Raw genomic sequence first — 20,280 nt, forward strand, 5'->3', positions numbered from 1 at the left:
CCTCTCCAACGAGGTCCGCGCCAAGCTGAAGGCTGCCCGGCCGGGCACGCTGGGCCAGGCCGCCCGCATTTCCGGCGTCACCCCGGCCGCGCTGTCGGCCCTGCTGGGCTATGTGAAGAAAGCCCGCCGGCAGGGGATCGAAGCGGCGGAGTAGGTGCTTTTCATCGCTCCCGCGAAAGCGGGAGCCGGCTTCACCGTCTGACTGGTCCCCGCTTTCCCGGGATGACGACGGCAGCAGTGTTTCACGTGAAACACGGCCGCCATTCCCTTGAATCGTCATGCTCGGCCCCCGGGTCTGCGCTTGGCGCAGCCCGAGGACAGGCACCGCCGGGCATCCACCTGACCCCATCCACCCACCCGAACCGCCTCATGGACCCTCGGCTTACCGAGGGTGACGATCTTTGGGGATGCCACCGGATGTTTCACGTGAAACACTCCCGGGATCCCATTTCGGGACCCGATAGCCGCCGGTGACACGGCGGGAGTGACAAGACTAGACGTTCTGGGCCATAAGGACGGCCCATGACCCCCGACGACTTCCAGGCCCGGACCGGTGTTTCACGTGAAACACTCGAGCGGCTGCGCATCTATGCGGCGCTGCTGGAGAAATGGCAGAAGGCGATCAATCTGGTCGCCCCGAACACCGTCCCGGAGCTCTGGTCGCGGCATTTCCTCGATTCCGCCCAGCTTCTGGCCCTGGCGCCGCCGGATACCGCGCGCTGGCTGGATCTGGGCTCCGGCGGCGGCTTTCCCGGCCTGGTGATCGCCGCCATGGGCGTGCCCGCCGTCCATCTGGTCGAGAGCGACCAGCGCAAGACCGCCTTCATGCGCGAGGCGGCCCGCGCCATGGGCATCAGCCCGGTGTTTCACGTGAAACGCATCGAGGCGCTCGATCCCGTCGCCCTGCATGCGGCCATGGGCGGCCTGCCGCAGGTGATCTCGGCCCGGGCGCTGGCGCCGCTGGCCGAGCTGCTGGCGCTGGCGCATCCGCTGGCCGGGCCGGAGACGGTCTATCTCTTTCCCAAGGGCCGGCAGGCGCGGGATGAATTGACCGAGGCCCGGCGATATTGGACAATTGAAAATGTGGAGGCGCTGCCGAGTCAGACCGATCCGGCAGCCAGCATCTTGCGGATCAAGGGGTTACAGCCCGCGTGACCAGTACAGAACAGGAACACGATCCCGGGCTGCCCGAGACCCCGGCGGAGAGCCAGCCGGCGGCAGCCCCGGCGCCCGCCCGTCGCGCCCGCGTCCTGGCGCTTGCCAACCAGAAGGGCGGCGTGGGCAAGACCACGACGGCGATCAATCTCGCCACGGCGCTGGCCGCCGTGGGCGAACGCGTGCTGCTGATCGATTCCGATCCGCAGGGCAACGCCTCGACGGGGCTCGGCCTCACCCATGAGGAGCGCGAGACCGGCACCTATGAATTGCTGACCGGCGTCGCCGAACTGCCCGACACGATCCGCCCGACCCGGGTGCCCAATCTCTCCATCGTGCCGGCCAGCGTCGAGCTTGCCGGCGCCGAGCTGGAGCTGATGGATCTCGACCGCCGCCAGCATCGCCTGAAGGACGCGCTGGAGAACCGCCTGGGCGATTTCGATCACGTGCTGATCGACTGCCCGCCATCGCTGACGCTGCTGACGGTGAACGCCATGGTCGCGGCCGATGCGGTACTGGTGCCGCTGCAATGCGAGTTCTTCGCGCTGGAAGGTCTGGGCCAGCTTCTGCGCACGGTGGAGCGCATCCGCGGCTCGCTCAATCCGACGCTCGACGTGCAGGGCGTGGTGCTGACCATGTTCGACAAGCGCAACAATCTCTCGGAGCAGGTCGCCGCCGACGTGCGCGGCTTCCTCGGCGAGAAGGTCTACGACACGGTCATTCCGCGCAACGTGCGCATTTCGGAAGCGCCGAGCCACGGCGTGCCGGCGCTGATCTACGACCACCGCTGCCCCGGCAGCACGGCCTACATGAAACTCGCCCGCGAAGTGATCCGGCGCGAACAGGCGCTGAAGAGCGCGGCGTAGCTTTGTTTTGTCGTCATTCCCGCGCAGGCGGGAATCCCGTTGTCCGGCCGCCGCGGCGCGGAAACGGGATCCCGGCTTAAGGCCGGGGTGACAGGTGAATAAGGGACGACTGAAGTCATGACCGACGATCCGAAACGCCGCGCCATGCCGGCCAAGGGGCTGGGCCGGGGGCTCGCCGCGCTGATGGGCGACAGCGCGCCGGCAAAGGCGGCCGCCGATGCCGAACCGCGCGGCGTGCGCGAGATTCCCATCGAGCAGCTCAGGCCCAACCCGCACCAGCCGCGCAAGCTGTTCCGCAAGGAAGCGCTGGAAGAGCTCGCGCAGTCGATCAGGGAGAAGGGCATCCTGCAGCCGCTGCTGCTGCGCAGGGCCGGCGACGGGCAGGGCTTCGAGATCATCGCCGGCGAGCGGCGCTGGCGCGCGGCCCAGATCGCCAGGCTGCATGCGGTGCCGGCCGTCATCAAGGAGATCACCGACCGCGACGCCGTCGAGATCGGCCTGATCGAAAACGTCCAGCGCGAAGACCTCAATCCGATGGAAGAGGCGGCTGCCTTCCGCCAGCTCGCCAACCAGTTCGGCTACAGCCAGGACCAGATCGCGCAGGTCATCGGCAAGAGCCGCAGCCATGTCGCCAATGTCATGCGCCTGCTGCAGCTGCCGCCGCCGGTGATCAAGCTGATCATCGAAGGCAGGCTGGCGGCGGGCCAGGCGCGCCCGCTGATCGGTCACCCTCTGGCCGAGACCATCGCGCAGCGTATCGTCGAGGGCAACCTGAGCGCCCGCGACGTCGAGCGCCTGGTGGCCGGCCGCGGGCCCGCGAAAGGCGGCGGCAGCGGCGGCGGCACACGCGCGCCATCATCCGGCGGCTCGTCGTCCGCCACGCCGGCGCGCAAGGATGCCGACACGCTGGCCTTCGAGCGCAGCCTGACCAACGCGCTGGGCCTCAGGGCGGAAGTCGAGCAGGAGCCGGGCAAGCCGGAATCCGGCCGCCTCGTGCTGCATTTCCAGAGCCTGGAACAGCTCGACCTGCTGGCGAAGAAGCTGAGCCGCTAGGTCTGCGGCACGCCGTCGCGCCTCGCGGCAGGGGCTTGCGTTTCCCATGTTGGAAGGCTGTAGGGTCGCATCGTTCGTTCACGGGAGCATGATGCGATGACCCAGCAGACACGGATCTTTCATGTCGAGGGCATGACCTGCGGCGGCTGCGAGGCCAGCCTCGGCCGGGCGCTCGGCGCTGTCCCGGGCGTGGCGTCCGTTGCGATCCGCCGGCCGGAAAAGCGCGTCGAGGTCACCGGCACGGCCGAGCCCGAGGCGGTGCTCCGCGCCATCGCGCAGGCCGGCTTCGAAGCCCGGCCGGCCGCCTGACCGGGAGGCCGCCATGACCCGCCGCACGTTTCTCTGCCTCACCGCCGCCGCCGCCGCGCTGGCCGCGCTGCGCATTCCCGCCGCGCAGGCTGCGGCGGAGCATGTCCGGGTCTACAAGACCGCCAGCTGCGGCTGCTGCACCGGCTGGATCCGTCATCTCGAGCGGCACGGCTTCCGCGTCTCGGCGCAGGACCTGCCGCAGGCCGCGCTGATGCAGAAGAAGCTGAAGTCCGGGCTGAACCCCGAGCAGAGCTCCTGCCACACGGCGGAGATCGCCGGCTATGTCGTGGAGGGCCATGTGCCGGCCCGCGAGCTGAAGCGACTCTTGAGCGAACGCCCTGACGCCATCGGCCTCGCCGTGCCCGACATGCCGCTCGGCTCGCCCGGCATGGAAGCGGGCGACGACCGCGATGCCTATGACGTGCTGCTGATCCGCCGCGATGGCCGCGCGGATGTATTCGCGCATTATCCAGAGGCGTGACGATCCTGTCCCTTTATCTGTGATCGCTCACGGCCGCACGCCGGGCGTTTCCAGCTTCATGCCTTCGGCGCGCTGCATCAGGTACAGCTCGAGCTGCACCATCTCTTCCGCGTCCCAGTCGAAGGGCTCGGCGCGCACGCCGGTCAGGCAGTTGCGCAGGCGGCGCTGCAGCGAGCCGAGCGTCTGCCATTCCAGGCGGTAGATCGGATAGCCGGTGGGATGCGCCTGCGGGATCGGGCTGCCGGCGAGATGCCGGCCCCAGTTGTCGTCATGGCACTGCGCGCAGGAAAAGCCGAGCTGGCCCAGCGGCGTGGTGAAGAGCGCTTTGCCGCGCGCGCGATGCTCATCCAGCCGCGCATCCTGCGGCGGCGCGACGGGCAGGCCGCGCGACTGGTGTGCGACATAAGCCGTGAGCGCGAGCAGCGGGCGTGACTCGGGCGCGAAGGCCTCCCGCCTCTGCTTTTCCGTGCGGCAGAGATTGATGCGCTGCTGCAGGCTGACGGGGCGGTCCAGTTTTCCGCTGAAGGCGGGATAGCGCGCGGCCACGCCCTTCATGCTCTCTTTCGCATCGCCGTGGCAGCCGCTGCAGGCCGTCGCGCCGCTGTCCGGGGCCCGGTTCCACAGCGCCTCGCCCTCGCCGACCCACAGCATGCCCGGATTGAGCATGTCGTCGCGCTGCATCTCCCGGTTCGGCGCGCTCATGAAGTCGAAGCCCGAGCGCCGTTCGGCGCGGGGAATGTCGGCCGCCGGTGCGGGCAGCGCGAGGAGAATGCCGAGCAGCGGCAGCAGGCGGGTCATGTCACCGTGATATCGCCCGTCTCGGTATGGCTGAAGCCGTTATCGCCGTCCCAGGTGAAGGTGAGCCGGCCGCTTTCGGTCGCCACCGTCGTGAACGAGATGAAGGGATTGGCGGCGACGGCCTGCCAGAGATCGGCGCGGAACACCTCCGTGTCGTTGTAGCGGCAGGTGAAGCGGCGGATGATGTCGCGCGGCACGACCCTGCCCGTGGCGTCCGGCCGGTAGCCGGTTTCCATCACATGGGAGATCAGGGTGCGGATCTCGATCACCTCGCCCTTCTTCGCCGTCTTCGGAAAGGAGATGCGCGCCATGTTCATGATCTCAGCCCTCCACGCAGGCGGCGAGCGTCACGATCACCTCCACCTGGTCGCGCCAGATGCGGCCGTCGCTGGTCTTCGCCAGGGCGATCACCGTCTGCGAGGTGGCGAGCCGCATGCGCGTCGTCGCGATGGCGCGGCCCGAGCGCGGACCCAGATGGAAGATCGCCACGTTGGGCTGCGGGTTCCGCTCGGTGAACAGCGCCAGCGCCTGCACGTGATCCTCCGGCGTCATCGGGCTGTCCATGCGGACCGTCACCGACACCGAATTGCCGTTCTCCACCAGCGGCGGCAGGTCGAGGATCACGCCGCCGCTCTGCGGCTCGACGCCGCCGGTGAAGTCGCGGATCGCGGCGGCCAGGCTTTCCGGCGTGCCGAAGGCCGGCCGCACGGTCAGGAGCGCGGCGGCGCCGGCGAGCGCCGCGCGGCGGGTGATCAGAAGTCTGCTGCTGGTCTGCACGGTGTCCTCATCGCAGCGTCATCAGATAGGCGATCACATCCTCGATCTCGTCGGCGCTCAGCACCGGCCTGCCCTCGAAGGCGCGGGCGACGCGGGTGAGGCCGTCGGTCTTATAGTAAGCCGGCATGATGCTGGCGGGATTGAGGCGTTTCGAATCCACCAGCCGCAGGCGCAGCTGTCCTTCGCTCCAGCGCGCCCCCGCGCCGTCCAGCGGCGGCGCGAGATCGCCCTGGAAGCGCTCCTCCGGGATCGGGCCGGTATGGCAGAGCAGGCAGAGGCCCTTCTGCCGGCTCGCCACGATGGCCCGGCCGCGCGCCGCGTCGCCCGGCCGGCCGGTCAGCGATTGCGGGATCGCATCGCCGGCCACCTCATACGGCACCAGCGGCTGCGCGACGGCGGGACAACAGAACAGTCCTGCCGTCAGCGAGGCTGCAAGCACCCTCACCCTCCCGCTGCGCGGGTCCCTCCCTCTCCCGCCTGCGGGAGAGGGTTGGGGTGAGGGGCTTCCGCTGTTACCGCCGCAACGCCTCACGCCTGCCGCAGGTCCTGGTTCTTCAGCGGCAGATCGCGGATGCGCTTGCCGGTGGCGGCGAAGATCGCGTTGAGCACCGCCGGCGCGGCCACCGCGATGGTGGGCTCGCCGACGCCGCCCCAGAAGCCGCCGGACGGCACGATGATCGTTTCCACCTTCGGCATCTCGCTGATCGTCATCATCGGGTAGGTATCGAAATTTTCCTGCTCGATGCGCCCGTTCGCCACCGTGCATTCGCCATGCAGGGCCGCGGTCAGGCCGTAGACGAAGGAGCCTTCGACCTGCGCCTCGATCTGCTGCGGGTTCACCGCATGGCCCGGATCGGTGGCGGCGACGATGCGGTGGATCTTCAGCCTGCCGTCGGTGACCGACACTTCGGCGCAGGCCGCGACATACGAGCCGAAGCCCATGGTATGCGCGAGGCCGCGATACACGCCCTGCGGCGCCGGCCGGTCCCAGCCGACCCGCTCGGCCACCGCGTTCAGCACGGCGAGATGCTTCGGATGGTTGGCCATCAGCCGGCGGCGGAATTCCAGCGGATCTTTCCCGGTCGCATGGGCCAGCTCATCCATGAAGCATTCGAGGTAGATGGTGTTGTGGTTGAGATTGACGCCGCGCCAGAAGCCCGGCGGCACATGCGGATTGCGCATGGCATGGTCGATCAGCAGGTTCGGGATCGTGTAGCCGATCGCTGCTTCCGCGCCGCCCGGATTGAGGCCCTGGAAAACGACGGGATCGAGTCCGTTGCGGATGTTCTGCGGGAAAATGCCGGCGAGGATCGACTGGCCGGAGATGCGCATATGCAGCCCGGTCAGCTCGCCCTTGTCGTCCAGCGCCGCGGTCAGCCTGCACTGCGTCACCGGATGGTAGCGGCCATGCAGCATGTCCTCCTCGCGCGACCAGATCAGCTTCACCGGCGTGCCGGGCATCTCCTTCGCGATGGCGACTGCCTGCCGCACCCAGTCATGCACCGCGCCGCGCCGGCCGAAACCGCCGCCGAGATGCACCTTGTAGACCTCGCACTGCGATGCCGGCAGGCCCGATGCCTCGGCCGTGGCCGCCAGCGCCGCCTCGCCGTTCTGGGTCGGCGTCCAGACCTCGCAGCGCTCCGGCGTCCATCGCGCCGTGGCGTTCATCGGCTCCATGGTCGCGTGGTTCTGGAACGGATAGGAATAGGTCGCGGTGACGGTCTTCGCCGCAGCCTTCAGCGCCGCCTCGACATCGCCCTGCCGGTTGCCGACGGCGGCCTCCTTCGCCTCCAGGCCTTCTTTCAGCATCGCCGCGATATCGGCGCTGGAGACACTGGCATGCGGGCCTTCGTCCCATTCGATTTCCAGCGCATCCAGCGCGGTCTTCGCCCGCCACCAGGTATCGGCGACGACCGCCACCGCGCTGTCGCCGACCTGCACCACCTTCTTCATGCCGGGCATCGCGCTGACGCTCGCGGCATCGAAGCTTTTCACCCTGCCGCCGAAGACCGGGCAGTCCCTGATTGCCGCATTCAGCATGCCCGGCAGCTGCAGGTCGATGCCATAGACCTGCTTGCCGGTCAGCTTGTCGGCCGTGTCGAGCCGCTTCAGCGGCTTGCCGGCGATGGTCCAGTCCTTCGGATCCTTCAGCGGCACATCCGTCGGCGGCGCGACTTTCGCCGCCGCATCGGCGACCTGGCCATAGGTGACGCTGCGGCCCGACGGCGTATGCGTGATCACGCTGTTGGCCGCCGTGCATTCGCCGGCCGGCACGCCCCATTGCCCGGCCGCGGCCTGCACCAGCATCATGCGCGCGGCGGCGCCGCCCCGGCGCACATAGTCATGGGATTCGCGAATCCCCCGGCTGCCGCCGGTGGAGAAATTGCCCCAGGCGCGGTTGCGCGCGAGGTTCTGGCCCGGCGTCGGATATTCGGTGGTCACCTTCGACCAGTCGCATTGCAGTTCCTCGGCGACGAGCTGCGCCAGGCCGGTCAGCGTGCCCTGGCCCATTTCGGAGCGCGCGATGCGGATGACCACGGTGTCGTCGGGCCTGACGACGACCCAGGCATTGATCTCCGGCGCGGCGCCCTGCGCCAGGGCTTCGCCGAAGGGAATGTGGAAGCCGAGGCTGAAGCCGCCGAGCGCGGCGGCGGAGCCGACGATGAAGCCGCGGCGGGAAACGGCGGCGGATGCGATGTTCAGTGCGGTCATGGCTCGCCCTCCCCTTACGTGCGCCGGCCGCTGCTGCCGCCGGCCGCGTTGCCCGCGGCGTCGTGGATCGCGGTGCGGATGCGGTTGTAGGTGCCGCAGCGGCAGATATTGGTCAGCTCGGCGTCGATGTCGTCGTCGCTGGGATTCGGGTTCTTCTGCAGCAGGGCGGCGGTGGCCATGATCATGCCGGCCTGGCAATAGCCGCATTGCGGCACGTCATGGGCGAGCCAGGCCTGCTGCACCGGATGCGAGCCGTCCGGCGACAGGCCTTCGATGGTGACGATCTTCTGCGCCTCGGTGAAAGCCGAGACCGGCATGGCGCAGGCGCGCACCGCCTCGCCGTCGACATGCACGGTGCAGGCGCCGCAGACGGCGATGCCGCAGCCGTATTTGGTGCCGGTCAGCTGCAGCTGCTCGCGCAGCACCCAGAGCAAGGGGGTGTCTTCTTCGGCTTCGAATTCCCGGATGGTGCCGTTCACATTGAGTTTGGGCATGGCTGGTCTTCTCCCTGATGCGCCACTGGGGCGCGCTTGCAAAGGCAACAAGTCCGGCGACGGAGCACGGCAAGGGTAACCCCTGCATCTTTGTGGCGAACATCACATTCCCGGGACATGGCGCCGACCGCCCGTCGTATAGCCAGACCGCCATTTCCCGTGCAGCCCGTCCGCCGGTGCGGAAGGACGCTGGCCTGCCGCTTGGGGACGGCTGGAAAAGCAGGCGGATTAAAAAACCGCCAGATGCCCGGCCGCTGCTGTTTTTTTAATCAGCCGCCCGGTCCGGAATCGCGGCAGCAGGCGGCAAAGCCGCGGATTCGGCCGGACTCACGGCCTCTGTCGCAGCGCAAAATGGCTGGCATGCTTCTTGTAACTCTCCGGTCAGGGCGGCGCCCGGGGTGGGGTTTGCGCATTCTCCTGGGGGGAATGGGTGGGCTTCCGGCGAATGGCGCGCCTGCCATGATCAGGAGGTTCTCAACCGATGCTTTCTCCCACCGTCTCGATGACATCTTCCGCGGCCAGGGCCGCCGACCGGCCGCTCGGCTGGCTCGGCTATGCCGTTACCGGCCTCGTGCTGGCCGCACTTATCGCCCTGCTGCCGGGTACCGGCTTCGCCCAGGATGCCGAACCCGCGCTCAATGCCGGCGACACCGCCTGGATGCTCACCGCCACCGCGCTGGTGCTGCTGATGACCATTCCCGGCCTGGCGCTGTTCTACGGCGGCATGGTGCGCAAGCAGAACGTGCTCGCCATCATGATGCAGAGCTTCGCCATCTGCTGCATGATGAGCATCATCTGGATGGTGGTCGGCTACAGCCTCGCCTTCGCGCCGGGCAATGCCTTCATCGGCGGCTTCGACAAGCTGTTCCTTTCGGGCGTCACCGTCGACTCGCTGAGCGGCACGATCCCCGAGACAGTGTTCATCACCTTCCAGATGACCTTCGCGATCATCACCCCGGCGCTGATCACCGGCGCCTTCGCCGATCGCATGAAGTTCTCGGCCATGCTGTGGTTCATGGGCCTGTGGTCGATCTTCGTCTATGCCCCGGTGGCCCACATGGTCTGGGGCGGCGAGGGCACGCTGATGGGCGACATGGGCGTGCTCGACTTCGCCGGCGGCACCGTGGTGCACATCAATGCCGGCGTGGCGGGCCTGGTCGCCTGCATCGTGCTCGGCAAGCGCCAGGGCTACGGCAAGATCAGCCATGCGCCGCATAACCTGACGCTCAGCATCATCGGCGCCGCGCTGCTGTGGGTGGGCTGGTTCGGCTTCAACGCCGGTTCGGCGCTCACCGCCGGCGGCGGCGCGGGCATGGCCATGCTGGTCACCCAGGTCGCCACGGCTGCTGCCGCGCTGGCCTGGATGTTCTCCGAGTGGCTGTCGCGCGGCAAGCCGAGCGTGCTGGGCATCGTGTCGGGCGCCGTGGCCGGCCTGGTGGCGATCACCCCGGCTGCCGGCTTCGTCGATCCGATGGGCGCGCTGATCATCGGCATCATCGCCGGCATCGTCTGCTTCGTCGCCTCGACCACCGTGAAGAACGCGCTGGGCTATGACGACAGCCTCGATGTCTGGGGCGTGCATGGCGTCGGCGGCATCGTCGGCGCGGTCCTCACCGGCGTGTTCGCCCGTGCGGCGATCACCGGCGCCGAGGAGCCGGTCGGCCTGCTGGACGGCAATGCCGGCCAGGTGCTGACGCAGATCTACGGTGTCGCGATCACCATCGTGTTCACCGCCATCGCCTCGCTGATCCTGCTGAAGATCATCGACTGGACGATCGGTCTGCGCGTTGACGAGGCCACCGAGCGCGATGGTCTCGACCTGAACCTGCACGGCGAGACGGTGCAGTAAGGGTTCGCGCAAACACAGCCCGGGCCGGCTCGACCCACCCGCCGGCCCGGGTTGCTTCTTCCGGCAGACCTCACTGTCTGCCATCGCGGGTTCCGGGACTGACAGCATGACGGCCTTCGACGAGATGTCCGCCGCCCCGGCTGGCAACGGGGTCCGCCCGCCCTACCAGGCCTACAAACGCTGGCTCGACGCCGTACCGGCCGATCTGCTCGCCCGCCGCCGGCTCGAAGCCGATCTCCTCTTCCGCCGGCTGGGCATCACCTTCGCGGTCTACGGCGAGGGCGGCGATACCGAGCGGCTGATCCCCTTCGACATGGTGCCGCGCATCCTCGCGGCGAAGGAATGGCGCCGCCTGCGCCGCGGGCTGAAGCAGCGGGTGCGCGCGCTGAACGCCTTCCTGCACGACGTCTATCACGAGCAGGCGATCCTGAAGTCCGGCACCATTCCGGCCGACCTGATCCTGCGCAACACGCAGTATACCGCCGCCATGCGCGGCATCGCGGTGGCGGGCGACATCTACACGCATATCGCCGGCATCGACGTGGTGCGCACGGCGGAAGACCAGTTCTACGTGCTGGAAGACAATTGCCGCACGCCGTCGGGCGTCTCCTACATGCTGGAGAACCGCGAGGCGATGATGCGGCTGTTTCCCGATCTCTTCGCCGCGGTGCGCGTCGCGCCGGTCGGCCATTATCCCGACGCCCTGCTGCAGACCCTGCGCGAGAACGCGCCGGCCGGCTGCCCGGGCGAGCCCACGGTCGCGCTGCTGACGCCGGGCGTCTACAACTCGGCCTATTTCGAGCATGTCTTCCTCGCCGAGCAGATGGGCATCGAGCTGGTCGAGGGCAGCGACCTCGTGGTGAAGGACGACGTCGTCTACATGCGCATGGTCGGCGGGCTGAAGCGCGTCGACGTGATCTACCGCCGCCTCGACGATGCCTTCCTCGACCCCTACGCCTTCCGCAAGGATTCGATGATCGGCGTGCCGGGCCTGTTCGGCGCCTACAAGGCGGGAAACGTGACGCTCGCCAACGCGGTCGGCACGGGCGTCGCCGACGACAAGTCGATCTATCCCTACGTGCCGGACATGATCCGCTTTTACCTGGGCGAGGAACCGCTGCTGGCGAATGTGCCGACCTATGTGCTGCGCCGGCAGGAGGATCTGGAATACACCCTCGACCATCTCGACGAGCTGGTGGTGAAGGAGGTGCACGGATCCGGCGGCTACGGGATGCTGGTCGGCCCGAAGGCGACGAAGGAGGAGATCGCCGCCTTCCGCGGGCGGATCATGGCCGATCCCGCGGCCTATATCGCGCAGCCGACGCTGGCGCTCTCCACCTGTCCCACCTTCGTCGGCGAGGGCATCGCGCCGCGCCATGTCGACCTGCGGCCCTTCGTGCTCTGCGGCCGCGCCATGCGCGTGGTGCCCGGCGGCCTCACCCGCGTGGCCCTGCGCGAGGGCTCGCTGGTGGTGAATTCCAGCCAGGGCGGCGGCACCAAGGATACCTGGGTGCTGGAAGACGATGCCGCGCAGGACATCGCCGCCGGCGAGGACGACTGATGCTGAGCCGTGCGGCCGACAACCTGTACTGGATGACGCGCTATGTGGAGCGCGCCGAGGCGATGGCGCGCATTCTCGACGTGGCGCAGCGCATGAGCCTGCAGAGGAATGCCGGCCTCGCCGGCAAGAGCGACGAATGGGAAGCGGCGCTGATCATCGCCGGCTGCGACAAGGCCTTTGCGATCCGCCGCGGCAGGGTCACGCGGCGCGCGGTGATCGACTTCCTCGCCTTCGCGCCCGACAATCCGTCCTCGATCAATGCCTGCCTGCGGGCGGCGCGCGAGAATGCCCGCGCCATGCGGGCGCAGATCACCACCGAGACCTGGGAAAGCATCAACGCCGCCTGGCTGGAGCTGCAGGGCCTGACGCTGGCCAAGGTCGATGCCGACGGGCCGCAGGCCTTCTTCGACTGGGTCTGCGAGCGCAGCCATCTCTTCCGCGGCGTGGCCGAGGGCACCATGCCGCGCGGCGATGCCTACAACTTCATGCGGCTCGGCACCCTGCTCGAGCGCGCCGATTCCACCGCCCGCATCCTCGACGTCAAATACCACATCCTGCTGCCGTCGCTCGGCGAGGTCGGCGGCGCCATCGACTATTACCAGTGGGGCGCCCTGCTGCGCTCGGTTTCGGCGCTGCGCATCTACCGCCAGATCTACCGCGATGCGATCCTGCCGCGCCGCGTCGCCGAGCTGCTGGTGCTGCGCGCCGATTTTCCGCGTTCGCTGCATGCCTGCTTCGAGGGGATTTTCTCCATCCTGCAGCGCTTGCGCGGGCATTACCGGCGCGATTATCCTTCCGTCCGTCTCGCCGAGGGCATGCTGATGAAGCTGCGCTATGGCGATATCGAGGCGATCTTCGACGTCGGCCTGCATGAATTCCTCACCGCGGCCATCGACGGCAATATTGAACTCGGTGCCGCCATTGCCCGCGATTTCATGCAGCCGGCCTGAAGCACCGGTCGGTATCTTTTCTCGCTACGATTGATGACGCCATGAGCGCGGTGCCATGACCTATTGTGTCGGTCTCAAGCTGAACGACGGCCTGGTGATGCTGTCGGATTCGCGCACCAATGCCGGCGTCGATTCCATCGGCACCTTCGCCAAGCTCTATGCCTGGGAGCAGCCGGGCGAGCGCGCGCTGGCGATCATGACCGCGGGCAATCTCTCGGTCAGCCAGGAGGTGATGAGCCTGCTGCGCAACAATTTCACCGACGCGGTCAGCGGCTACAGCCTGACGACGGCGCCCTCGATGTTCGACGTCGCCAGCGTGGTCGGCGCGGCGATCCGCTTCATCGACTACCGCGACGGCGCGGCGATCCGCGGCCAGGGCGCCGATCCCTCCATCTCGCTGCTGCTCGGCGGGCAGATCAGGGGCGAGCCGCACAATCTCTACATGCTCTATTACGCGGGCAACTTCATCGAGGCGACGTCCGACACGCCCTTCCTGCAGCTCGGCGAGACCAAATACGGCAAGCCGATCCTGGATCGCGTGATCCGGCCCGAGACGAACCTGATCGAGGCGGCGAAATGCGCGCTGGTCTCGATGGACTCCACGCTCCGCTCCAACGTCTCGGTCGGCCTGCCGCTCGATCTCGTGGTGCTGAAGCGCGACGAGCTGCGTTTCGCGGTGCGCGAGCGCATCCACGACGACAACGCCTATTTCAACGACATCCGCGGGCGCTGGAGCGAGGGCCTGCGCAAGGTCTTCCAGACCATCCCCGATCCCGACTGGGGCCTGTGAAGGGCGCCTGACTCAGGGTTTGTGCGCCAGCGCCTCGGCGGGCACCGGCGCCAGAGTTCCGGCGCCCGGCGGCTGCCAGAGGAATTTCAGCGCCGCCGAGCCGCCCTTCTGGAAATACTGCACCTGCAGCGGATACCAGCCGGCCTGCGCCACCTCGATGAAGGTCACCGGCGAGGTCTGGGTGGCATGCACGTTGGGATCGTCGACCACGCGATGGCGGTCGATGGTGATGCGGATGCCGTCATTCGAGCTGGCCGCGAAGCCCCAGCGGCCGGGCCGGTCGAGGCGGATCAGTCCCTCCATCAGCACCGAGTAGTTGCGCCGGTCCTGCGACTCCCACATCACGCCCGAACTGGAGTCCGCATCCAGCACCGGGATCGCCGCGCCGCGCCGGCCTTTCGTCAGATCCTCGCCGCGCGGCATGTTGTCGATATGCTCGATCATGCCGCGGAAATAGAGCGGCACCAGGCCGGGGCGCAGATCGCCGGTGGCCGGCTGCGGCGCCACCGGGCGCGGCGGTTCCGCCGGCAGCCTGTACTGCAAGGCGCAGGCGGCGAGCGCCGCGGCGAGAGCGATGGCGGCAAGTGAGTGCAGGACGCGCATGGCGAATTCCCCCGGATGGCTGCGGTCAGCCTAGCCGAAGATCCGCGCGGTTACACGCCCATTCCGCTCAGGCCAGATCGATGGTGACCAGCACCGGCGCGTGGTCGGAGGCCTTTTCCTTGCCGCGCATGGCCTTCGCCACCTGGGCGCCCTTCAGCCGCGGCTGCAGCATCGGGCTGACCCAGACATGGTCGAGCCGGCGGCCCTTGTCGGCCAGTTCCCAGTTCGGCGAGCGGTAGCTCCACCAGGAATACAGCTTCTGCTCCGGCGGCACGAAATGGCGCACGGCATCGACCCAGCCGCGCGCCTGCTGCATGGCGATCAGGCCCTCGGTCTCGACCGGCGTGTGGCTGACCACGTCGAGCAGCTGCCTGTGCGACCAGACATCGGTCTCCAGCGGCGCGATGTTGAGGTCGCCGACGAGGATTTCCTTGCTGCCCTTCTTCTTCAGCTCCTTCGACCAGGCGGTCAGCTCGGCCAGCACGTCGAGCTTGTGGGCGAACTTGTCGTTCTTCTTCGGATCGGGCACGTCGCCGCCGGCGGGAACGTAGAAGTTATGCAGCACGGTGCCGTCGGGCAGCTTCGCCGCGATATGGCGGCAGTCGTCGCGGCCGCAGAGATTGCGTTTTTCCGACAGCTCGATCTCGTGGCGGGCGAAGATGGCGACGCCGTTATAGCCCGGCTGGCCCTTGATCAGCCGCGTCGTGTAGCCCATCACCTCGAACAGCTCGTGGGGAAACTGGTCGTCGCGCACCTTGGTTTCCTGCAGGCAGAGAATGTCGGGGCTGTACTGCTCGAGAAAATCCCGCATCAGGTCGAGACGGGCGCGGATGGAATTGATGTTCCAGGTGGCCAGCGTGACCGGGCCGGAGATCTTGGTCTTCTTGGACATGACGCGATTTTACCGGATGAGGAACGGGACGGCTAGGCCGCCGGCTCGGCATGGGGCAGCAGGGCGGCGTTGATCGTCGCATGCACCGGCGTGGGCACGCCGAGTTCGGCGCCGAGCTTCACCACGGCGCCGGACAGCCAGGGCAGTTCCAGCCGTGCGCCGCGCGTGAGGTCGCCCAGCATGGAGGACTGCATCTCGGCCGGCAGGCTGTCGGCGAAGGCGAGCGCTCTGGCCGCATGATCCTCCGGCAGGTCGATGCCGCTCCGGCGCGCCACGGCGCTCGCCTCTTCCAGCGCGGCGCGGAACACCGCGCGGCCCTCTTCGGTGGCGCGGATCGGTCCGATCGGCCTGCGCGTCAGCGCGGTCATGCCGGAAAAGCTGGAGAGGAAGACGAATTTCTCCCAGATGGCGCGGCGGATATCGGGCGAAGCCACCACGTCGAAGGTTCCGGCTTTCTCGCAGGCGGCGGCGAAGGCTTCCACCCGCGGCGAGAGGCCGCCGCCGGGCTCGCCGAAGGTCAGCCGCGCCATGCTGCCGGTATGGGCGATCACGCCGGGCCGCGCGATCGCCGCCGCGATATGGCAGGTGCCGCCCAGCGCCGCCGTCTCGCCGAAGGCCTGGCTGATCTTCGCGATGCTCTCGACGCCGTTCTGGAACGACACGACGGCCGTCTGCGGGCCGACCAGCGGCTTCGCCAGCGCCAGCGCCGCTTCGGTATCCCAGAGCTTGACCCCGAGGATCACCAGATCGACCGGGCCATGACCGGCGGGATCGTCGATGGCCTGCACCTTCAGTCCCTGCAGCGGGCCGCGCTGGCTCTCGACGGTCAGGCCGTCCCGCTGCAGGGCGGCGAGATGCGCGCCGCGCGCCACGAACAGCACATCCTCGCCCGCCGCGGCGAGATGGCCGCCGAAATAGCCGCCGACGCCGCCCACCCCGATCACCGCAATCCGCATATCCCCGTCTCCTTTTCCATTCCGCGATGCTAGCGCAATCCCCTGCGGCGCATATAGGGCGGCTTGGCGGCGCGGGAAATCGCGATACATGCAGAGACAGAGCCCGGGAGGTCATGCATGCCGATGCGTCTGGAAGGATCCTGCCGCTGCGGAGCGGTCACATTCTCCGTCGACAGCCACACGCCCGTTCCCTACCAGCTCTGCTACTGCAGCATCTGCCGCAAGACGGCGGGCGGCGGCGGCTATGCCATCAATCTCGGCGCGCTGTCAGGCAGCCTGAAGGTGAAGGGCCGGCGCGCCATCGGCGTCTACCGCGCCGAGATCTGCGACGAGGACGGCCGCAACTGCGAGACCAGCACGGGCGAGCGGAATTTCTGCAAAAAATGCGGCACGGCGCTGTGGCTCTATGACCCGACCTGGCCGGATCTGGTGCATCCCTTCGCCTCGGCCATCGACACCGAACTGCCGGTGCCGCCGGCGAAGGTGCATCTCATGCTGCGCTACAAGGCGTCCTGGGTGCAGCCGGATTTCGGCCCCGACGACGAGCGCTACGAGGATTATCCCAAACTTTCCATCGCCGACTGGCACAGGAAGCACGGGGTCTGGGTGGTGTGAATGAACGGGGCCCCGGCCGAGCCTTTTCGACGACAGCCGGGATCCCCTTTCTCACGCGTACTTCACCAGCAGCGCGCTCATCTCGGCATGGGTGATGCCGTCGGCGGCGTAGTCGAAGGCGGCGTCGGGTCTGGCCAGCGCCGCCAGCGTGCGTTTCGTGAAGCCGTAGCTCGCCAGCATCAGGCTGCCGCCCAGCGTCAGCCGGCGCAGGCCGGCGCGGCGCAGCTCGTCCAGCGGCGGCATCGGCCGGCCGGTCGAGACCATCACGTTGAGCGGCGCCGGCCGGATCGCCTCGGCGACCCTGGCGATGCTCGCCGCGTCGAACAGCGCCGGCACGAAGATCGATTTCGCCCCGGCCTCCCAGTAGGCCCTGGCGCGCCGCACGGCCTCGGCGAAATTCTCCTCGGGATTTTTGCTCCAGCCGATCAGGAAGGGATCGGTGCGGGCGTTCAGCACGAAATCCGGCAGGCCGGCCGCCTTTGCGGCTGCGACGCCGGCGCGGATGCGTTCGGCCGCGACCTCCAGCGGGAAGAGCCGGTTGGTGACGGGGTCCTTGTCCTCGATATTGGCGCCGACCATGCCGCACCGGATCGCGCGCGTCACGCTGGCGGCGACATGCTCCGGTCCCGGGCCGTAGCCGGCCTCGAGATCGCCGGTCACCGGCAGCGGCACGCGGCGCGCGATCTCGCTGACCACGGCGAACATGCGCTCGGCGCCGATCTTCTCGCCGTCGAGAATGCCGCCGGCCATGGCGATGCCCGACGATGTGGTGGCCAGCGCCGGGAAGCCGGCCTCGGCGATCAGCGCGGCGCTCGGCACGTCCCAGGCATTGGGCAGGATGAAGCAGCCGCTCTCATGGAGTTTCGCGAAACGCGCGGCCTTCTCGGCCTGTGTCGGAATCGTCATGGCAGTCTCTCAGGCAAAGCGGGGGATGCGGGCATTGGCGGAGTCACGGTAGCCCAGCAGCGGCGGGATCGCGAGATCATGATTGACCCAGTATTGTATCCCTGCGCCGGCGATGAGCGCGGCGATCTCGGGCCCGGCGCATTCATGGCGGCGCAGGCCGAAACCGAACAGGCGCCGCTGCGGGCGGTCGATGATGAAACGCTGCGGCCGGGCATTGGCGGCGGGATCGCGGTTGGCGGCCGCCAGCAGCACCAGGATCGCGTCGCCGCGCTGCAGGGACTGCCCGGCGATTTCGCCATCGGTTGCCATGAAGCGCCGCGTATTCTGCACCGGCGCATCGAAGCGCAGCAGCTCGCGGACGAAATCCGGCATCAGCGAGGGCTCCTCGCGCAGCCGGGCCTGCAGCTCCGGCTGCCGCTGCAGCAGCACCAGCGCATTGCCAAGCAGGCCGGCGGTGGCGTCATGGGCCTGCACCATCAGGCCGAGCGCGTTGCACAGCATCGTCTCGTCTTCCGCCGGCAGCAGGCCGCTATGGCTTCGCAGCAGATCGCGCAGCCGTTCCGCCGCCGCATCGCCTCTCGACACCTGTTCCGGCGTCGCCTGCGGCAGCAGCCCGCGCACGAAATCGCCCGTGCAGCGCGCCGCTTCCGCCCGATGCTGCGGCGGCAGGCCGAGCAGCGCCGCCATGCTGCGCACCGGCAGCTCGAACAGCCAGGCATCCGGCGGCAGCCGTTCGTCATGCAGGGCCGCCAGCACCTCTCCGGCGCAGGCGGCAATGCGCTCTGGCGACAGCGCCGCCAGCGCGGCGAGCAGCGCCTGCTTCACCGCCTCGCGCTGCGGATCGTCCCGCATGCGCACCAGCCGGCGGAACACCTGCGCCGCGGCGCCGCTGCCGAGATGCCGCGGCACCGGTTCGGCCGCGGGCCGCACATGGCAGAGATCGCTCTGCAGCACCGCCGTCACGGCTTCGGCGGATGCGGCGATCCAGAGCTTCAGCCGCGCGTCGTAATGGAACGGCCTCTCGGCCACCAGCGCGGCATACCAGGGATAGGGATCGGGATGGGTGACGGCGGCGATGGCGTCGTGCGGAGCATCGCGCGGGGGATCGGGCCTCTCGGTCATGCCCGGACTCTAGCGCGCGGCCGCGCCGCGATGCTTCGGTGCCGGCCGAAGTATCAGCAGAGTCGATGCGTGATATCGGTCATGCCGATGTCAGCTGCGCCGGATCGTAATAGAAGCGTTCGCGCCAGATCTTCTCGCCGCGCCAGGTCTGATGCGCCAGTTCCTCGAGCCGGCTCGTGCTGCCATCCCTGAACTCGAACTCGAAAATCCAGTGGATCACCACGGTATCGCCCTCCACCAGCACCGGCCGGATGCAGGTGGAACGCACGGTTTTCGCGCGTTCCAGCACTTTCTGCTCACGGGCGATCAATGCGTCGCGGCCCTCGCGCGGCGGCTTCAGGTTCTCCTGCATGCTGGCATCTTCGGTGTAGAACTGCGCGATGGCATCGGCGTGATCGCCGGCTTCCACCATGGCGATGAAGGCTTCCAGCGTTTCGCGGCGCGGCATGAAAAAACCTCCCTCTGGTGCGGCGACGGCACTTTTTCGCCTCCTGCGGCACTTTGACGCCGCTCAGACGATGAATAAGGCGTGATTATAGATCGGGATCGCACCAATTATACCGTCAGCGAGGCAAAGCCATGCAGACACAGATACCCACCGTACAGAACCACACCGAACCGCCACCTGCCGCCCAGTCGCATACGCTGGCCGACAAGATCTTCGCCACCGCCCTCACCCTGGCGCTCGTCGGCGCGCTGATCGGCGCCATCGTGATGGCGATCCGCTTCTGGGGCGACATGAGCCACGGGCTCAATCCCAACGCCGTCGTGCCGCTGATCCTCGGCGTGATGATCAGCCTGGTCGTCGGCGGCATCGTCGTCGGCATTTTCCTTTACGGCCGCCGCAAGGAAATCGAACGCGACCTGCAGGGGTAGCGTTTCCGGCTCTTCGTCATGGCCGGGCATGACGACGTAGGGCCTGTCACCAAGCAACACCACGCATGCAGCACGTCACCCTTGGGCGAAGCCCGAGGGTCCATTCCCGCCATCCGCGTGACGGGCGCTGCCGGTTCTCAGAACAGATTGAACGTGTTGCCGACGATGCCGAGCGGCAGGCGGCCGGCTTCGAAGAGGCGGAACTTGATCGCAAACGCGTGGTCCTGGTCCTCGCCCGCCGCCAGCACGAGCGCCGCCTGGTAGGCCGCCTGGGCCGCGGCGCCCGCCGCCACCTTGATCAATGCCTGGTCGGCGACGCCGCCGCGCGCCGCCGAGACGGCCGCCAGTCCATGCGCCACTTCGCCGGCCCTGGTCGAGACATGGGTGAGCGCCACCATCAGGTCATGCTCGTCGCTGCGCTGCAGGGCCTCGTCCAGCAGCGCGCGGCGCATCTGTTCTTCCGCTTCCCACCAGTCCTGGCTCCAGTCCGGCGCCTGGGCGGCGGCGGCGGCGGC

25 protein-coding genes are annotated in these 20,280 nt (G+C 68.3%); 12 read left to right on the forward strand and 13 right to left on the reverse strand.

All coding sequences use genetic code 11. From position 1 onward, the window contains the following. From VKZ87_RS07260 to VKZ87_RS07285, 6 genes are all read left to right on the forward strand, one after another. The coding region (locus VKZ87_RS07260) for a hypothetical protein (protein ID WP_324220609.1) at positions 1–154 on the forward strand (154 nt) is incomplete at its 5' end. A 368-nt stretch (positions 155–522) separates the two neighbouring features. Next, positions 523–1,155, forward strand: a complete 633-nt coding sequence (rsmG, locus tag VKZ87_RS07265; RefSeq protein WP_324220586.1) for a 16S rRNA (guanine(527)-N(7))-methyltransferase RsmG — start codon at positions 523–525, stop codon at positions 1,153–1,155. 29 nt (positions 1,156–1,184) lie between these two features. Next, the gene (locus VKZ87_RS07270) at positions 1,185–2,021 is read left to right on the forward strand and encodes a ParA family protein (protein WP_324220610.1); all 837 of its coding nucleotides are present in this window, start codon (positions 1,185–1,187) and stop codon (positions 2,019–2,021) included. A 117-nt stretch (positions 2,022–2,138) separates the two neighbouring features. Next, positions 2,139–3,074, forward strand: a complete 936-nt coding sequence (locus tag VKZ87_RS07275) for a ParB/RepB/Spo0J family partition protein (RefSeq protein ID WP_324220587.1) — start codon at positions 2,139–2,141, stop codon at positions 3,072–3,074. 96 nt (positions 3,075–3,170) lie between these two features. After that, a complete protein-coding gene (locus VKZ87_RS07280) occupies positions 3,171–3,383 on the forward strand; it encodes a heavy metal-associated domain-containing protein (protein WP_324220588.1) in 213 nt (70 codons plus the stop codon). 13 nt (positions 3,384–3,396) lie between these two features. Beyond that, entirely contained in the window at positions 3,397–3,864 is a 468-nt protein-coding gene (locus VKZ87_RS07285; RefSeq protein ID WP_324220589.1) for a DUF411 domain-containing protein, read from the forward strand. 27 nt (positions 3,865–3,891) lie between these two features. Here VKZ87_RS07285 and soxA read toward each other — a convergent pair whose 3' ends face one another. The 6 genes from soxA to VKZ87_RS07315 form a co-directional block, all read right to left on the reverse strand. Further along, positions 3,892–4,662 carry a sulfur oxidation c-type cytochrome SoxA gene (gene soxA, locus VKZ87_RS07290; protein WP_324220590.1) on the reverse strand — a complete coding sequence of 257 codons (771 nt, stop codon included), beginning with the start codon at positions 4,660–4,662 and terminating at the stop codon, positions 3,892–3,894. Next, positions 4,659–4,979: a thiosulfate oxidation carrier complex protein SoxZ gene (soxZ, locus tag VKZ87_RS07295; RefSeq protein ID WP_324220591.1), complete on the reverse strand. Its 321-nt coding sequence runs from the start codon at positions 4,977–4,979 to the stop codon at positions 4,659–4,661. The genes soxA and soxZ overlap by 4 nt, the downstream gene beginning before the upstream one ends. Before the next feature lie 4 nt (positions 4,980–4,983). Further along, positions 4,984–5,439 carry a SoxY-related AACIE arm protein gene (locus tag VKZ87_RS07300; protein ID WP_324220592.1) on the reverse strand — a complete coding sequence of 152 codons (456 nt, stop codon included), beginning with the start codon at positions 5,437–5,439 and terminating at the stop codon, positions 4,984–4,986. Between the two features lie 7 nt (positions 5,440–5,446). Beyond that, positions 5,447–5,878 (reverse strand): sulfur oxidation c-type cytochrome SoxX, encoded by a 432-nt coding sequence (gene soxX / locus VKZ87_RS07305; protein ID WP_324220593.1) that lies wholly within the window; start codon positions 5,876–5,878, stop codon positions 5,447–5,449. Positions 5,879–5,967: 89 nt separating this feature from the next. Further along, positions 5,968–8,151: a xanthine dehydrogenase family protein molybdopterin-binding subunit gene (locus tag VKZ87_RS07310; RefSeq protein WP_324220594.1), complete on the reverse strand. Its 2,184-nt coding sequence runs from the start codon at positions 8,149–8,151 to the stop codon at positions 5,968–5,970. Between the two features lie 14 nt (positions 8,152–8,165). Further along, entirely contained in the window at positions 8,166–8,645 is a 480-nt protein-coding gene (locus VKZ87_RS07315; protein ID WP_324220595.1) for a (2Fe-2S)-binding protein, read from the reverse strand. Positions 8,646–9,147: 502 nt separating this feature from the next. On the opposite strand from VKZ87_RS07315, the gene VKZ87_RS07320 reads away from it, so the two are divergent. The 4 genes from VKZ87_RS07320 (at position 9,148) to VKZ87_RS07335 (ending at position 13,795) form a co-directional block, all read left to right on the forward strand. Further along, positions 9,148–10,494 (forward strand): ammonium transporter, encoded by a 1,347-nt coding sequence (locus VKZ87_RS07320; RefSeq protein WP_414655633.1) that lies wholly within the window; start codon positions 9,148–9,150, stop codon positions 10,492–10,494. Between the two features lie 106 nt (positions 10,495–10,600). After that, positions 10,601–12,055 (forward strand): circularly permuted type 2 ATP-grasp protein, encoded by a 1,455-nt coding sequence (locus tag VKZ87_RS07325; protein ID WP_324220597.1) that lies wholly within the window; start codon positions 10,601–10,603, stop codon positions 12,053–12,055. Continuing rightward, a complete protein-coding gene (locus VKZ87_RS07330; RefSeq protein ID WP_324220598.1) occupies positions 12,055–13,005 on the forward strand; it encodes an alpha-E domain-containing protein in 951 nt (316 codons plus the stop codon). Before VKZ87_RS07325 ends, VKZ87_RS07330 begins: the two co-directional genes overlap by 1 nt. Before the next feature lie 55 nt (positions 13,006–13,060). After that, positions 13,061–13,795, forward strand: a complete 735-nt coding sequence (locus VKZ87_RS07335) for a peptidase (protein WP_324220599.1) — start codon at positions 13,061–13,063, stop codon at positions 13,793–13,795. Positions 13,796–13,807: 12 nt separating this feature from the next. Here the strand turns inward: VKZ87_RS07335 and VKZ87_RS07340 are convergent, their stop codons facing one another. From VKZ87_RS07340 to VKZ87_RS07350, 3 genes are all read right to left on the reverse strand, one after another. After that, complete coding sequence (locus tag VKZ87_RS07340; RefSeq protein WP_324220600.1) at positions 13,808–14,398, reverse strand: PA14 domain-containing protein; 591 nt, start codon at positions 14,396–14,398, stop codon at positions 13,808–13,810. 67 nt (positions 14,399–14,465) lie between these two features. Further along, a complete protein-coding gene (gene xth / locus VKZ87_RS07345; RefSeq protein WP_324220601.1) occupies positions 14,466–15,290 on the reverse strand; it encodes an exodeoxyribonuclease III in 825 nt (274 codons plus the stop codon). A gap of 32 nt (positions 15,291–15,322) precedes the next feature. After that, positions 15,323–16,246, reverse strand: a complete 924-nt coding sequence (locus tag VKZ87_RS07350; protein ID WP_324220602.1) for a 2-dehydropantoate 2-reductase — start codon at positions 16,244–16,246, stop codon at positions 15,323–15,325. A gap of 117 nt (positions 16,247–16,363) precedes the next feature. On the opposite strand from VKZ87_RS07350, the gene VKZ87_RS07355 reads away from it, so the two are divergent. Further along, the gene (locus VKZ87_RS07355) at positions 16,364–16,861 is read left to right on the forward strand and encodes a GFA family protein (RefSeq protein ID WP_324220603.1); all 498 of its coding nucleotides are present in this window, start codon (positions 16,364–16,366) and stop codon (positions 16,859–16,861) included. Positions 16,862–16,912: 51 nt separating this feature from the next. Here VKZ87_RS07355 and VKZ87_RS07360 read toward each other — a convergent pair whose 3' ends face one another. The 3 genes from VKZ87_RS07360 to VKZ87_RS07370 all read right to left on the reverse strand — a co-directional run bounded on the left by VKZ87_RS07360 (position 16,913) and on the right by VKZ87_RS07370 (position 19,337). Beyond that, positions 16,913–17,767, reverse strand: coding sequence for an isocitrate lyase/phosphoenolpyruvate mutase family protein (locus tag VKZ87_RS07360; RefSeq protein WP_324220604.1), 855 nt, complete (start codon positions 17,765–17,767; stop codon positions 16,913–16,915). A 9-nt stretch (positions 17,768–17,776) separates the two neighbouring features. Beyond that, positions 17,777–18,889, reverse strand: a complete 1,113-nt coding sequence (locus tag VKZ87_RS07365) for a cytochrome P450 (protein WP_324220605.1) — start codon at positions 18,887–18,889, stop codon at positions 17,777–17,779. A gap of 79 nt (positions 18,890–18,968) precedes the next feature. Beyond that, entirely contained in the window at positions 18,969–19,337 is a 369-nt protein-coding gene (locus VKZ87_RS07370; RefSeq protein WP_324220606.1) for a nuclear transport factor 2 family protein, read from the reverse strand. A 131-nt stretch (positions 19,338–19,468) separates the two neighbouring features. On the opposite strand from VKZ87_RS07370, the gene VKZ87_RS07375 reads away from it, so the two are divergent. Next, the gene (locus VKZ87_RS07375) at positions 19,469–19,765 is read left to right on the forward strand and encodes a hypothetical protein (protein WP_324220607.1); all 297 of its coding nucleotides are present in this window, start codon (positions 19,469–19,471) and stop codon (positions 19,763–19,765) included. Positions 19,766–19,902: 137 nt separating this feature from the next. Here VKZ87_RS07375 and VKZ87_RS07380 read toward each other — a convergent pair. Further along, positions 19,903–20,280: hypothetical protein (locus VKZ87_RS07380; RefSeq protein ID WP_324220608.1), on the reverse strand; the 378-nt coding region annotated here is incomplete at its 5' end.

Origin of the sequence: Ferrovibrio sp., from assembly GCF_035304305.1 — a bacterium.
GTDB lineage: Bacteria > Pseudomonadota > Alphaproteobacteria > Ferrovibrionales > Ferrovibrionaceae > Ferrovibrio.